Source organism: Christiangramia gaetbulicola, from assembly GCF_003054225.1.
Taxonomy (GTDB): Bacteria; Bacteroidota; Bacteroidia; order Flavobacteriales; family Flavobacteriaceae; genus Christiangramia; species Christiangramia gaetbulicola.
Window position 1 is genome coordinate 575527 of record NZ_QBKQ01000001.1, and the last position, 14238, is coordinate 589764.

Annotated in this window: 13 protein-coding genes; 9 read left to right on the plus strand and 4 right to left on the minus strand. The window is 39.4% G+C overall.

What is annotated here, in order from left to right:
- Window positions 1-40 precede the first annotated feature (40 nt).
- Together polA and C8P64_RS02515 are read left to right on the plus strand one after the other, a co-directional pair.
- Window positions 41-2869, plus strand: coding sequence for a DNA polymerase I (gene polA, locus C8P64_RS02510; RefSeq protein ID WP_108170475.1), 2829 nt, complete (start codon window positions 41-43; stop codon window positions 2867-2869).
- A gap of 10 nt (window positions 2870-2879) precedes the next feature.
- Window positions 2880-3389, plus strand: a complete 510-nt coding sequence (locus C8P64_RS02515) for a DUF3124 domain-containing protein (protein ID WP_108170476.1) — start codon at window positions 2880-2882, stop codon at window positions 3387-3389.
- 85 nt (window positions 3390-3474) lie between these two features.
- Here C8P64_RS02515 and C8P64_RS02520 read toward each other — a convergent pair whose 3' ends face one another.
- Window positions 3475-4044 (minus strand): DUF5004 domain-containing protein, encoded by a 570-nt coding sequence (locus C8P64_RS02520; protein ID WP_170106620.1) that lies wholly within the window; start codon window positions 4042-4044, stop codon window positions 3475-3477.
- A gap of 356 nt (window positions 4045-4400) precedes the next feature.
- On the opposite strand from C8P64_RS02520, the gene rplM reads away from it, so the two are divergent.
- The 7 genes from rplM to C8P64_RS02560 all read left to right on the plus strand — a co-directional run bounded on the left by rplM (window position 4401) and on the right by C8P64_RS02560 (window position 11127).
- A complete protein-coding gene (gene rplM, locus C8P64_RS02525) occupies window positions 4401-4856 on the plus strand; it encodes a 50S ribosomal protein L13 (protein ID WP_108170478.1) in 456 nt (151 codons plus the stop codon).
- Window positions 4856-5242: a 30S ribosomal protein S9 gene (gene rpsI / locus C8P64_RS02530; protein WP_108170479.1), complete on the plus strand. Its 387-nt coding sequence runs from the start codon at window positions 4856-4858 to the stop codon at window positions 5240-5242. The genes rplM and rpsI overlap by 1 nt, the downstream gene beginning before the upstream one ends.
- Before the next feature lie 166 nt (window positions 5243-5408).
- Window positions 5409-6305, plus strand: coding sequence for a 30S ribosomal protein S2 (rpsB, locus tag C8P64_RS02535; protein WP_108170480.1), 897 nt, complete (start codon window positions 5409-5411; stop codon window positions 6303-6305).
- 89 nt (window positions 6306-6394) lie between these two features.
- Entirely contained in the window at window positions 6395-7219 is an 825-nt protein-coding gene (gene tsf / locus C8P64_RS02540) for a translation elongation factor Ts (protein WP_108170481.1), read from the plus strand.
- Between the two features lie 291 nt (window positions 7220-7510).
- Entirely contained in the window at window positions 7511-8233 is a 723-nt protein-coding gene (locus C8P64_RS02545; protein WP_108170482.1) for a tRNA1(Val) (adenine(37)-N6)-methyltransferase, read from the plus strand.
- A 476-nt stretch (window positions 8234-8709) separates the two neighbouring features.
- Window positions 8710-9885, plus strand: coding sequence for an acyl-CoA dehydrogenase family protein (locus tag C8P64_RS02550; RefSeq protein ID WP_108170483.1), 1176 nt, complete (start codon window positions 8710-8712; stop codon window positions 9883-9885).
- A 456-nt stretch (window positions 9886-10341) separates the two neighbouring features.
- Complete coding sequence (locus tag C8P64_RS02560; protein ID WP_211307583.1) at window positions 10342-11127, plus strand: DUF3050 domain-containing protein; 786 nt, start codon at window positions 10342-10344, stop codon at window positions 11125-11127.
- 73 nt (window positions 11128-11200) lie between these two features.
- Here the strand turns inward: C8P64_RS02560 and C8P64_RS02565 are convergent, their stop codons facing one another.
- The 3 genes from C8P64_RS02565 to C8P64_RS02575 form a co-directional block, all read right to left on the minus strand.
- Window positions 11201-12664, minus strand: a complete 1464-nt coding sequence (locus C8P64_RS02565; RefSeq protein ID WP_108170486.1) for a hypothetical protein — start codon at window positions 12662-12664, stop codon at window positions 11201-11203.
- A 65-nt stretch (window positions 12665-12729) separates the two neighbouring features.
- Window positions 12730-13065 (minus strand): 2Fe-2S iron-sulfur cluster-binding protein, encoded by a 336-nt coding sequence (locus C8P64_RS02570; protein WP_108170487.1) that lies wholly within the window; start codon window positions 13063-13065, stop codon window positions 12730-12732.
- Window positions 13066-13159: 94 nt separating this feature from the next.
- Complete coding sequence (locus C8P64_RS02575) at window positions 13160-14221, minus strand: NAD(P)/FAD-dependent oxidoreductase (protein ID WP_108170488.1); 1062 nt, start codon at window positions 14219-14221, stop codon at window positions 13160-13162.
- Between the last annotated feature and the right edge of the window lie 17 nt (window positions 14222-14238).

A 14238-nucleotide genomic window follows, 5' to 3' on the forward strand; every position in this document is an offset into this window, starting at 1 on the left:
AGTTTTGAAACATTCTCAATTTTATATTTAAACATTTCAGATGGCCGATCAGAAACGCCTTTTTTTACTAGACGCTTACGCTTTAATTTTCCGCGGATATTACGCTTTTATCAAGAATCCAAGGATCAATTCCAAGGGATTCAATACTTCCGCGATCATGGGATTCACTAATTCACTCTTTGATGTGATAAGACGTGAAAAACCAGATCACCTGGCCGTATGTTTTGACAAGGGAGGAAGCGAAGCAAGGACTGAAATGTATGAAGAATACAAGGCCCACCGGGATGAAACTCCGGAACCTATTCGTGAAGCGATCCCGATCATCCAGGATATTTTGAGAGCGATGCATATTCCGGTAGTGGTACAGGAAGGTATGGAAGCCGATGATATTATAGGCACCCTGGCCAAGCAGGCCGAAAAGGAGAACTATAAAGTTTATATGGTCACTCCAGATAAAGATTTTGCTCAGCTGGTTTCCGAAAACATATTTATGTATCGTCCTGCAAGAATGGGTAATGGTATTGAGATCTGGGGAATTCCAGAAGTTCAGAAGAAATTTGAAGTGGAAAGACCGGAGCAGGTGATAGATTTTCTTGGAATGATGGGAGACGCCGCAGATAATATTCCGGGACTACCGGGAGTTGGTGAAAAGACCGCCAAGAAATTCATCAAGCAATTCGGAAGCCTCGAAGGCTTACTGGATAATACAGATCAACTTAAAGGAAAGATGAAGGAAAAGGTCATAGAGAATGCTGAACTGGGCCGACTTTCCAAAAAACTAGCTACCATTTTTGTCGACTGCGATGTTAAGTTCCATGCTGAAGATTACGAACTTTCAATGCCCGATGCTGAAAAAGTACAGGAGATCTTTGACGAACTTGAGTTCAGAAGATTAAAAGATCAGTTCATCAAACTTTTTAGCGGAGAGGAAGACACTCCGCAAACCCAGGTTACCAATTCACCTTCAGCTAAGAAAAACGCGCAGGCGACTGCCGGTGCTGGACAATTCTCTTTATTTGGTGGTGACGGTGAAGAAATAGAACGAACTTCTTCCAGAACAAACCTGGCAGACACTCCACATTTTTACCAGGCCATCACTACAGATATGGCCAGGAAACTTTTTATCGAGAGACTTCTGAAGCAAAAAAGCGCTTGCTTTGATACCGAAACAACCAGCCTGAATCCGCTGGAAGCTCAACTGGTGGGAATCGCATTTTCATGGGAAGCAGGAAAAGGATTCTACCTGCCGTTCCCTGAAGAGAAAGAAGAGGCTCAAAAGCTCATCGAAGAACTAAGAGAGTTTTTCGAAAATGATAAGATCGAAAAGATAGGTCAGAACCTTAAATATGACATCGAGGTTCTGGATAAATATAATATTGAAGTAGCGGGTCCTCTATTTGATACTATGATCGCGCATTACCTGATAAATCCGGATATGCGTCATAATATGGATGTACTTGCCGAAACCTACCTGAATTACTCTCCGCAGCCAATTTCAGAATTGATCGGTAAAAAAGGAAAAAATCAGGGTAATATGAGAGATGTTGCCTTGGACAAACAAACTGAATACGCTTCAGAAGATGCCGATATCACTTTTCAGCTAAAAAAGCTTTTTGAAAAAGAGCTGGATGAAGCCGAAACCAGAAAACTTTTTAATGAGATCGAAATTCCATTAGTTCAGGTGCTGGCAGATATGGAGCTGGAGGGCATCAGGCTGGATGAAAAATACCTGAAGTCTCTATCTGAAGCACTAGCTTCAGACATCAAAGATCTTGAAGCTAAAATTTACGAGGAGGCAGGAGAAGAATTCCTTATTAGCTCTCCAAAACAATTAGGAGTTATCCTTTTTGAAAAACTGGAACTTTCTAAAAAACCGAAGAAAACCAAGACAGGACAGTATTCAACCAGCGAAGATGTACTTTCTGTTCTGGCAGACGAGCATGATATTGTTAGGCATGTACTTGATTATCGCGGTCTAGTAAAACTACAGAACACCTATGTGGATGCTTTACCAAACCAGGTAGAGAAAACTACGGGAAGAGTACATACAGATTATGTACAAACCACTGCTGCCACAGGCAGGTTAAGTTCAAATAATCCAAACCTTCAGAATATTCCAATTAGAACAGAAAGAGGAAGACAGGTTAGGAAAGCATTTGTACCAAGGGACGAAAATTACGTATTACTTGCTGCCGATTACTCGCAGATAGAACTTAGAATCATTGCGGCTCTGAGTGAAGAGGATAATATGATCCAGGCTTTTAAGAATGGTGAAGATATTCACGCTTCCACGGCGGCAAAAGTTTTTAATGTGCCTCTGGAAGAAGTTACCAGGGAACAAAGAAGTAATGCGAAAACGGTGAATTTCGGGATCATCTATGGAGTTTCCGCCTTTGGATTAAGCAACCAGACCTCACTTTCCAGGAGCGAAGCCAAGGAATTAATAGACACTTATTATAAGACCTATCCAAAACTTAGCAATTTCATTGCAGACCAGGTAGAATTCGCGAGGGAGCATGGTTATGTTTCAACGGTTTTAGGAAGAAGAAGATATTTAAAGGATATCAACTCCAGAAACCAGGTAGTTCGTGGAGCTGCTGAACGTAACGCGGTAAATGCACCTATCCAGGGAAGTGCGGCAGATATTATCAAGCTCGCCATGATCAATATTCATAAAAAACTGAAAGAAGAAAATTACAAAACAAAGATGTTGCTTCAGGTACATGATGAACTGGTTTTTGATGCTCATAAAGATGAACTGGAAAAAGTTCAGAAAATGATAAAATCTGAAATGGAGAACGCTTACAAACTGGAAGTTCCGTTAGATGTAGATCTTGGTGTTGGCGAAAACTGGCTGGAAGCACATTAAAAAGAACGCAATGAAGAAGGGATTTTTGCTTTTTCTGCTTATTGGTCTTTTTACATCCTGCAAAGATGAAAAAACGATAAGCTCCTACGACCCCGTGAACTGGGAGACCAGAGAAGCTAAGATCAACCTTTTAGATTCTTTGCAACAGGGCAAAACTTATTTATCGGTCTATTCAGAAATATACAGCCAGAGCGAACATAAAACTCATAAACTCACCTCTACCGTGAGTATGAGAAATATGAATTCCAGGGATACGATCTTTATCAAAAAAGCGGAATATTTTAATACGGAAGGCGAAGCGATTCGCAGCTATTTTAATCACCCCATTTATATCGCTCCATTAGAAACAGTGGAGATAGTGGTAGATGAAACAGATACAGAAGGAGGAACCGGCGCGAATTTCATATTCGAATGGGCTATTAAAAACAACACTTCCAAACCTTTATTTGAAGGGGTCATGATCTCGACCTCGGGACAGCAAGGCCTTTCTTTCACTACGAGCGGAGTAGATCTAAATTAAATCATTATAGAAGCAAAAAACCTCACAGCCTGATAACTGTGAGGTTTTTCCAACTAACACTAAAACTACAATTAGAAAAGGTATACTATGATTTAGTATACTCAAGTTCTAAAATTCTTATCGGTGACGCCTGGGTATTTCCCGGATCATTCACATATTGATTTGATTCTATCTTTGTAACATCGAACGAGAACTTATTTGTCTCGAGATTTATATGCTTCTTATGGGTATAGGTAGAAGAATTAATATCCAGAGTTAAAATCAAACTATCATTTCTCACTTCCCAATTTCCATTGTCCATTCTATCAGACAAACATGAAAACTGATTTTTTGAAGTTCCCGCTTCAAAAGTCATTTGAGCATTATTACTTATAAACGTTCCATCTTCATTAAATGTTATACTCATAGTGTTAAAACATACAGTCTCATTTAAAAGATTCTTACTATAAGTATTATCGTCGTTTAGATCAACTGCAGTATCAGATACCATCGCAGATAGATCCCAGTGACCCAGCATATCGTTTTTTGTCACCGCGGTCGCGTCACTTACTTTTAATTGTGAATCCAGGGAAACTTCTTCCTTACTACAACTTAAAAAGGACAGAGATAGCAAGCAAAAGCCGGCTAAAACTTTTGTTTTAAATAGATTAGTCATTTTCGGGGGCATTAAAATTCAACACAAAACTAAGTAACACGAAGGAATTTTATGACTTTTTTAACACCATTATTGCCTTTAATCGAATTTTAACGCATTTTATCTTCCTGAAATAGCCTATTCAACGAATGCCTGTACCATATTTTGCCAGCAGGAAGCATTTTCTGTAATATGATTTTGAGGAGAAAAAGTTCTTAAGTAGATTTGACTGAATATCAGACCCTTCAAAGCAAATAAAATAATCTTTTCGCTATTTGCTATTAGAATTTATAATTGTACATTTGCACCCCTGTTTTCCCGATTGAGATTCGGGTAAATGGGATTGGAATGTTTAATAATTAGTAAAATCAATTGGTGTGGACACATTAAGTTACAAAACAGTATCGGCTAACAAAGCCACCAGAACCAAAGAATGGGTTGTGGTAGATGCTGACGGACAAAATTTAGGTCGTCTTGCTTCAAAAGTAGCATACCTACTTAGAGGAAAGCACAAGCCTAACTTCACCCCACATGTTGATTGCGGAGACAATGTTATTGTATTGAATGCGCAGGGAATCAACTTAACAGGAAAGAAATGGGACGCGAAAGAATACATCCGTCACACAGGCTTCCCGGGTGGACAGAAAAGTCTAACAGCTGCCGAATTATTCGAAAAAGGTCCGGAGAGACTTGTCGAAAAGGCAATTAAAGGAATGCTTCCTAAGAACAAACTTGGAGCAGACCTATTCAGAAATTTAAAGGTTTATGTGGGATCAGAACACGATCACGAAGCTCAAAAACCTAAAACTATTAACTTAAACGACGTTAAGTAATGGAGGTAATTCACAAAATTGGCCGTAGAAAAACTGCTGTGGCCCGTGTATATGTTTCAGAAGGAAAAGGAAACATTACCGTAAACAAGAAAGACCTTAAAGATTACTTCACAACTGGTACCCTTTTATATAAAGTAAACCAGCCAATGATGCTTACCGAGAACGAAGGAAACTTCGACGTTAAAATTAACGTATACGGTGGTGGTATCACTGGACAGGCTGAAGCGATCCGTCTTGCACTTTCCAGAGCTATGGTAGCGCTAGACGAAGAAAACCACGCTGCTCTTAAGCCAGAAGGTCTTCTAACTAGAGATCCACGTATGGTAGAACGTAAGAAATACGGTCAGAAGAAAGCCCGTAAGAAATTCCAGTTCTCTAAACGTTAATCTTATTACCGGGATATTTTCCGGGGAGTTCATAAAAAAATTAATTTTTTGTTGTTATTCTGTTCATGCCGGGCAGAAGTTAGTTTAGCATCTAAACAGTCAGGGCCGTACTTAAAAGTAGCCACCTGAATGTTGCTATCTCAACAGAACGTAAACTATTACAAAAATGGCAAACAAAGTAGAAGTAAAAGAATTACTTGATGCTGGTGTTCATTTTGGACACTTAACCAGACGTTGGAATCCAAACATGGCTCCATATATCTATATGGAACGTAACGGGATCCACATCATCAACTTATATAAAAGTGCTGCTAAAATGCAGGAAGCAGGTGATGCTCTTGCAAAGATCGCAGCAAGCGGAAGAAAGATCCTTTTCGTAGCTACAAAGAAACAAGCGAAAGAGATCGTTGCTGAACAGGCTGAAAAGGCAAACATGCCTTATATCACTGAGCGTTGGCCTGGTGGTATGCTTACAAACTTCGTTACTATTCGTAAAGCTGTTAAGAAAATGGCTTCTATCGATAGAATGAAGAAAGACGGAACTTTCAACTCTCTTTCTAAAAAAGAGCGTCTTCAGGTAGATCGTCTTAGAGCTAAGCTAGAAAAGAACTTAGGTTCTATCGCAGACATGTCTAGACTTCCAGCTGCGCTTTTCGTTGTAGATACTACACGTGAGCACATCGCGATTAAAGAAGCACAAAAACTAAACATTCCAATTTTTGCGATGGTAGATACCAACTCCGATCCACGTGAGGTTGATTATCTAATTCCATCTAACGACGATGCTTCTAAATCCATTAGCAAAGTTGTTTCTTACGTTGCAGATTCTATCGTAGAAGGTCTTTCTGAAAGAAAATCTGAAAAGTCTTCTAAGAAGAAAGAAGAAAAAGCTTCAAAAGAAGAGAAGTCAGATAAAGCTCCAAAAGCAAAAAAGGAGAAAGCTGAAGTTCCTTCTAAAGATGCCGAAGACAAAAAGGCAATGAAAGAAGCTAAGAAAGATGTAAAGCTTGAATCTAAGAGTGAAACTTTAGATAAAGCTAAATCGTCTAACGAAGAAGAATAAAATAACGTTTTCATAAAATCTAAAAGTCGTTTAGTTTCTTTCTTTACAGTGAGTTTCTAAACGACTTTTTTTAAATAAAAGACAATATTATGGCTAAGATAACCGCCGCTGAAGTAAATAAATTAAGAAAAGCTACTGGTGCAGGAATGATGGACTGTAAGAAAGCATTAGTAGAAGCTGATGGTGACTTTGACGCTGCAATCGAATTGCTACGTAAAAAAGGTCAGAAAGTTGCTGCTAAGAGAGCCGACAGAGATTCTTCTGAAGGTGCTGCTATCGCTCAGGTTAATGGTGACAACTCTAAAGGTGTGATCATCTCTCTAAACTGTGAGACAGACTTCGTAGCAAAGAATGATGACTTCATCAAATTAGCTAATGATTTCGCTGATATGGCTCTTAACTACTCAACTAAAGAAGAGTTATTGAAAGCTGACTACAACGGGATCACTGTTGAAGAAAAACTTACTGAGCAAACAGGAGTTATTGGTGAGAAGATCGAGATAGGTGCATTCAAAACTTTGGAAGCTCCATTTGTAGGATCTTACATCCACGCTGGTAACAAGATCGCTGTTCTTACAGGTCTTTCTAAGAACGTAGACGGAGCTGAAGAAGCTGCGAAAAACGTTTCTATGCAGGCTGCTGCTATGAACCCTGTAGCTCTTGATGAATCTGGTGTAGACCAGGCTACTATCGATAAAGAGATCGAGATCGCTAAGGATACTTTAAGAGAAGAAGGTAAGCCAGAAAACATGTTAGACAAGATCGCTCAAGGAAAACTTCAGCGTTTCTTCAAAGACAACACTTTGGTACACCAGGCGTATATCAAAGACAACAAGCAAAGCGTTGCAGATTACGTTAAATCTGTAAACGGAGACCTTGAAGTAGTAGGATTTGAAAGAGTAGCTTTAGGATAAGCTCATATCATATAAATTCTGAAAAGAGGTTTTATTCATTTAAAACCTCTTTTTTTGTTCTCTTATTTTTGTATCCGTCCAAGGAAGCGTCACCTTGAGCGCAGTCGAAAGTTGAGCTTCTCAACAGATTCTGAACCAAATTCAGGATCACAAGTGCTGTCATTTCGAGAAAGCGAAGTAACTAAGAAATCTCTTAGTAGAAACGTCACTGCGAGCAATGCGAAGCAGTCTCATGAGATTGCTTCACTACGTTCGCAATGACAATCAATGCATAATTCATACTTTTACAAAATGTCTCAAAAACCCTTCAAATTTAAACAATTCAGTATAGACCAAGATCGTTGCGCGATGAAAATCGGCACAGACGGTGTGCTTCTTGGAGCCTGGTCTTCCCTGGAACATCAACCAAACAGTATCCTGGATATTGGCTCAGGAACAGGGCTTATTGCATTAATGCTGGCTCAGAGATCTGATGCTGAATTGATCGACGCGCTTGAAATTGAAGAGAATGCTTACGAGCAGGCTGTGGAGAATTTTGAAAAAAGTGACTGGGGCGACCGACTATTCTGCTACCACGCAGGCTTCGATGAATTTGTTGAGGAAATGCAGGATGAAGAGGAATATGACCTGATCATCTCTAATCCTCCTTTTTACTCTGAAGATTACAAGACCGGAAATGAAAACAGGGATAAGGCGCGTTTTGCTGATTCCCTTCCGCTTACTGAATTGATCGAAGGAGCTTCCCTCCTACTTTCCAAAAAAGGCCATTTTGATATTATCATTCCGTTTACAGAAGAACAAAACGCTCTTGAAATTGCAGCAGATCACATGCTTTTTCCACTTAAGATAACGAGGGTCAAAGGCACTGAAGATTCCCCAATTAAAAGAAGCCTCATCAGTTTTGGTTTTCAGAATACAGCACCAGAAATCGACGAACTCATTTTAGAAATTTCGAGACATAATTATACCGAAGAATTCAAAGCTCTGGTTAAAGATTTTTATTTGAAATTATAAATCGACGAGTTTCGTCACCCTGAACCTGTTTCAGGGTCTCTAAAAGATGCTGAAACAAGTTCAGCATGACGAACACTTCAATAATATTTTGTCCTCATTTTGGACTTCGGGACCCATCGGCGAAAAATCCGTAAAAAAGAATTGCTTTTTGAGGCCGATTTTATAAGGCTGAGTTCATTTCTTTTAGGATTCAAGCAGTGAAGGATGAATAAAAAAATGAAGCGCAGATTTTGCATGCATCCGACGACCGAAGGGAGAGGAATGCATTTTTTCATCAATGGAAAAAAGAAAAAGCAATCCTTTCTATAACAAACCACCCTTAACCACTAGCGTTTCATCACCCTTTCCCGATGCTTCGGGAGTTTCAGGGTCTCTAAAGGATGTCGAAACGAGTTCAGCATGACGTTAAAATCGAAGGAATAAAAAGATTGCTTCTCATAAAAGACTTGGTTACATTTGTTGGAAACACGACACAAATGAAACCAGATCTTTTTCAGGCTCCTGATTATTACAATCTTGACGACCTCCTTAGCGACGAACATAAAATGGTGCGCGACGCCACACGCGAGTTTGTAAAGCGTGAAGTTTCCCCGATCATTGAAGAAGCAGCTCAAAAAGCTGAATTTCCAAAACAGCTCATTAACGGACTTGCTGAAATTGGAGCTTTTGGACCATATATTCCAGAGGAGTACGGCGGAGCAGGCCTGGACCAGATCTCCTACGGATTGATCATGCAGGAAATTGAACGTGGGGATAGCGGAATCCGTTCTACTGCTTCCGTTCAATCTTCACTGGTGATGTATCCAATTTTCAAATACGGAACAGAGGAGCAGAAAAAGAAATTCCTTCCGAAATTGGCATCCGGAGAAATGATCGGTTGCTTTGGATTGACCGAGCCAGACCATGGTTCTAATCCTGGTGGAATGACTACCAATTTTAAAGATAAAGGCGATCACTATTTGCTAAATGGAGCGAAAATGTGGATCTCGAATTCACCTTTTGCTGATATTGCTATCGTCTGGGCTAAGAATGAAGAAGGAAGGATCCACGGTTTGATCGTGGAAAGAGGAATGGAAGGTTTCACCACTCCGGAAACTCACAACAAATGGTCACTTCGTGCAAGCGCGACCGGAGAACTGATATTTGACAATGTAAAAGTACCAAAGGAAAACCTGATGCCAAACAAAACAGGATTGGGTGCGCCTCTTGGATGCCTGGATTCAGCAAGATATGGCATCGCCTGGGGAGCTATTGGAGCAGCGATGGATTGTTATGATACTGCCCTAAGATATGCTAAGGAACGAGAGCAATTTGGTGTGCCGATTGCTGCAAAACAGCTTCAGCAGAAAAAATTGGCCGAGATGATCACAGAGATCACTAAAGCTCAACTGATGGCCTGGAGACTTGGAACCTTAAGAAATGAAGGCAAAGCAACTTCTGCGCAGATCTCTATGGCAAAAAGGAATAACGTGGAAATGGCTATCAAGATCGCCAGGGAAGCAAGACAGATTCTTGGCGGAATGGGAATTACCGGTGAATACAGCATCATGAGGCATATGATGAACCTTGAAAGCGTAATCACTTATGAAGGTACTCACGATATTCATTTACTAATAACCGGACTTGATATTACTGGGCACGCTGCTTTTTAAAAAAACCGTCACACTGAACTAGTTTCAGTGTCTAAATCTAAAGATGCTGAAACGAGTTCAGCATGACGTAATTCTTATTTAAAAGAAGCGTAGCGAAATGAGAAATCTCTAGTAAAATGCAATAGAGATCCCTCCCTCTGGTCGGGATGACATACGAGGAAATTATAACAGATCAAAACAAGGGCAACGTTTACAACGCTTGCCCTTTTTATATTTTTCACAGCATTCTTTTTTCAAGGGTTTAGGCTTTTTAGCAGAAACTCCTTCCACCCTCAAATAATCCTTAGATTTATTTGAATAGAATACGATCACATTTATACTATTGATAATTTTTAGGGCCATATATTTAATTTAACTCAAAAGCCTGAGTTACTGAGTTAAACAAGCTATAAAAACCCGCTAAGATTTTCTAAATAGCACCTCAGCTTTTACCTTTGCAATAAATATGCAATAAATATGATCAAAGAGATAAACGAAAGTTTAGAACCTCTAACCAACCAGTTAATAAATCATCCCTTATATAAAAAGATAAATACCCCGGAGCAGCTCCAGATCTTTATGGAGCATCATGTTTACGCGGTATGGGATTTTATGTCCCTGCTTACCGCGCTTCAGGAGATCCTTACCAAAACCACCAATCCGTGGCTGCCGGTGGGAGACCCGGAAATACGATACCTCATCAATGAGATCGTTCTGGCTGAGGAGACCGATATCAACATTCATGGTAAGAGACAAAGTCATTTTGAAATGTACCTGGATGCGATGGATGCTGCAGGAGCAAACCGGAAGAAAGTAGAAGAATTATTGATGCAGGTCACTCATGGCACCGATATATTTTTGATCATCGCGACCAGTAAATTACCTATTAGCATCAAGCAGTTCCTGAAAAATACTTTTGAGGTGGTATATAGCCGGGAACCTCACAAGATCGCCTCTGCCTTCACCTTTGGCAGGGAAGGACTAATTCCAGACATGTTCTCGTCCATAATAGAGAAAGTGCAGAAGAACTTCCCTGAGGACGATCTGAGCCTTTTTAAATACTATTTTGACAGGCATATCGAGCTTGATGGTGATGAGCATGGCCCGATGGCCTTTAAAATGGTGGAAGACCTTTGCGGAAATGATGAGAGAAAATGGCAGGAAGTAAAAGATACCGCTGAAAAGTCATTAAAAAGCAGGCTGGAACTCTGGGATGGCATTGAAGCTGAAATTGAAGCCAAGCCAGAACTGGAATATGCTTAATAAAATTGCACCAATTTGGTTGCAATCACTATTAAAAATAAAAAACCTGAACTCTTAAGTTCAGGTTTTTTATTTAATGTTCTTCGGTAGAAATTAAATTTCCATCTGAATCATAATATTCGGTTTTATATAGTCCTTCTTCATGATCTCGATATTTAATATAATACGAGCCATCTTGTTGATTGAAATAGGTTGCTTTTGTTAAAGCCGCTTCATAGTCCGTTTCAATCAATTCATATAGAAATTCAGATCGATATTTTTCATGACGAATAACCCATTCCAAATCGTTGTACAAAATTATTTCTTTTGAATCTGGATTTTGTTCAGAATTTTCAACGATTATCTGTTTTTCAAGAGTATAATCATCTCTATAGGTATATTCTCTAATTCTTTCAGAATTTAAATTTTCCCCAAAATATTGTTTCCAAGTATGCATTTCCCCAAAATCCTCGTAAGTCCATTCAGTCCTAGACCTTGGTTCTGTAGAATCCAAATCAGAAATTTGCTCATATTTCTTCTTACCATTATCAAAATATCCATATTCAATTATACTATTTGAAACTCCTTGACCACCTTCTTCAAAAATTGATGTTTTCAACACTTGATTCTTCTCATCAACTTCTTCAATTTTCCATCCATAGAAGTAGGTACTATTAGGACTCGGGCTATACTTCAGAGATTTAATTTCTGCATCTTCTCCATACTCCAGATAAAAATAGCTAAGAAAACCATCGCTCCCATCTTGTTTAATATGATTTGAAGTATAATGTATTGGATAGCCAACAGAGTTGTATTGCAGATATTCATGTTTTAAAATATGCCTCGATGGATATTTTTCGTAAGCGTTTGATTCTGTTATACGACCTTGCTCATCATAAATGTGAATCCAGGTCACATTTCTAGAATCGGTTTCCCATCTTTCAATAATATTAAAAAAAGGACCTGAATCTAAACCTTGGCGAGTATAAGGTTCTCCCAAGGTTTTTGCTAAATGTACAGCAGCTTCTTCAGGCAACACAACCTCTATATCTGCCAAAGTATTCTTATTCACTTCCAGAACGAAATTCCCTAAAGTTTCAATAATATTAGAATTAAAATCGATTTGATTTTCAGGTAGGAAAGCAACTGCGTCCTGACTAATTGAAATTCCATTCGAAGGATTTTTATCAGCATCTAAGGTTTGCAAAAACGCACTTATATTTTTAACCTCAGGAGATTCAAGGTTTGCATTAGGAGTAGAGGCTATCTCTAAAGGTGTTATTATTGATTTACCTTCGGCAGTTCCTAAAACAATATTTCCAACTTTAAAAGTGACGCTTTCACTAGGTAAGTATTCAAACTCTCCGGAAGAATTCGTGACTCCATTTTGAGTAGGGGTAGAATATTTCAATCCCTGAACTTCAGAATCTATAAACTTACCTTTTGAAATCTGTATTTCGGGTTCTGGTAGTTGATTAGGGGATTCTCCAAGCTCTTCCTCAGAACATCCATAAATTAACATTACAGAAAGAATGGCAATTTTACTAAATAATCTCATTATTTTACTTTAACGTGGCCGGCTAAAATAAAATTTATTTTAAGATTTCTATAACATTTTAGAATTTATTCCGAAGCAGGAGCGATACGTACCTCCAGGCCATCCAGGCCTTCGGTGATAGGGATCTGGCAACTAAGCCTGCTATTATCTTCCACGAAAAACGCCTGGTCCAACATATCTTCTTCCTCGTAACTCTTTTCTGGAAGCATATGCTCAAAATTCAAAATATAGCACTGGCAGGAAGCGCACATGGCCATCCCTCCACAAATACCTATGGTTCCTTCCGGAGCCAGTTCATAAGAACGGATCACTTCCATAAGGTTCATATTCATATCTGTTGGAGCATCTACCCGGTGGGCCTCTCCTTCGCGGTCTATTATAGTGATCTTAACGTCAGACATTTTCTTTTTTATCAAATATCGTCATTCTGAACTTGTTTCAGAATCTAATCAAAGATGCTGAAACTCCCGAAGCATCGGGACAGCTTGACGCAAACTAATTTATACTCTTAACAACTTCTTTTTTCGCTTCTTTCTTACTTCCGTCGAAGCCGCTAACCCCACTTACCGTGGTATACTTCATCACGTATTTCTTATCTGGGTTTATACGCTGATAGGCGCTCTGACACATAATCGCTGCCTCATGGAATCCACAAAGAATAAGCTTCAGCTTACCTTTATAGGTATTCACGTCTCCAATTGCGTAGATCCCAGGAATATTCGTTTGATAATCATATGCATTATCAACCTTGATCGCATTCTTTTCAATCTCAAGACCCCAATTAGCGATAGGTCCAAGCTTTGGTGAAAGTCCGAATAAAGGAATGAAATGATCTGTTTCCTTGATCTCTTCTTCCCTTGCTTTATCCTTATGTCGAATCACTACCGAATCCAGTTCACCTTCGCCTTTCAGATCCACAACCTCTGCATCGGTAATAAGATTGATCTTCCCTATCTTAGAAAGTTCCTCAACCTTTTCCACGGAATCCAAAGCTCCACGGAAATCTTTTCTTCTATGAACCAAAGATACTTCTGATGCAACATCGGCAAGGAAAATACTCCAGTCTAATGCTGAATCTCCTCCACCAGCGATCACTACTTTTTTATCACGGTATACTTCCGGGTCGCGGATAATATAAGCTACGCCTTTATCTTCATAATCCTTGATAGAAGGAATAGGCGGTTTTCTAGGTTCAAAACTACCAAGCCCACCGGCGATCACCACTACTGGAGCGTGATGTTTGGTTCCTTTGCTTGTAGTAACAATAAAACTTCCGTCTTCCTGCTTATCGATGGTTTCTGCCCTCTCTCCAAGAGTGAATCCCGGTTCAAAAGGTTTGATCTGTTCCATTAGGTTATCCACAAGATCCCCTGCCAATACTTCCGGAAAACCAGGAATATCATAAATGGGTTTCTTGGGATAGATCTCAGAACACTGTCCTCCCGGTTGTGGAAGAGCATCTATAAGGTGACACTTCAACTTAAGCAGACCGGCCTCAAAAACGGCAAAAAGACCCGTAGGACCGGCACCTATGATAAGTATATCGGTTTTAATCATGTTTGAATTCAATTAAA

Bases quoted from the DNA above. Each gene is read 5' to 3' on its own strand.
- C8P64_RS02545 (WP_108170482.1), top strand. From the start codon at position 7,511: ATGTCTCAAAAACCCTTCAAATTTAAACAATTCAGTATAGACCAAGAT.
- C8P64_RS02515 (WP_108170476.1), top strand. From the start codon at position 2,880: ATGAAGAAGGGATTTTTGCTTTTTCTGCTTATTGGTCTTTTTACATCC.
- rpsI (WP_108170479.1), top strand. From the start codon at position 4,856: ATGGAGGTAATTCACAAAATTGGCCGTAGAAAAACTGCTGTGGCCCGT.
- C8P64_RS02575 (WP_108170488.1), bottom strand. From the start codon at position 14,221: ATGATTAAAACCGATATACTTATCATAGGTGCCGGTCCTACGGGTCTT.
- C8P64_RS02560 (WP_211307583.1), top strand. From the start codon at position 10,342: ATGATCAAAGAGATAAACGAAAGTTTAGAACCTCTAACCAACCAGTTA.
- C8P64_RS02550 (WP_108170483.1), top strand. From the start codon at position 8,710: ATGAAACCAGATCTTTTTCAGGCTCCTGATTATTACAATCTTGACGAC.
- tsf (WP_108170481.1), top strand. From the start codon at position 6,395: ATGGCTAAGATAACCGCCGCTGAAGTAAATAAATTAAGAAAAGCTACT.
- C8P64_RS02565 (WP_108170486.1), bottom strand. From the start codon at position 12,664: ATGAGATTATTTAGTAAAATTGCCATTCTTTCTGTAATGTTAATTTAT.
- polA (WP_108170475.1), top strand. From the start codon at position 41: ATGGCCGATCAGAAACGCCTTTTTTTACTAGACGCTTACGCTTTAATT.
- C8P64_RS02570 (WP_108170487.1), bottom strand. From the start codon at position 13,065: ATGTCTGACGTTAAGATCACTATAATAGACCGCGAAGGAGAGGCCCAC.
- C8P64_RS02520 (WP_170106620.1), bottom strand. From the start codon at position 4,044: ATGACTAATCTATTTAAAACAAAAGTTTTAGCCGGCTTTTGCTTGCTA.
- rpsB (WP_108170480.1), top strand. From the start codon at position 5,409: ATGGCAAACAAAGTAGAAGTAAAAGAATTACTTGATGCTGGTGTTCAT.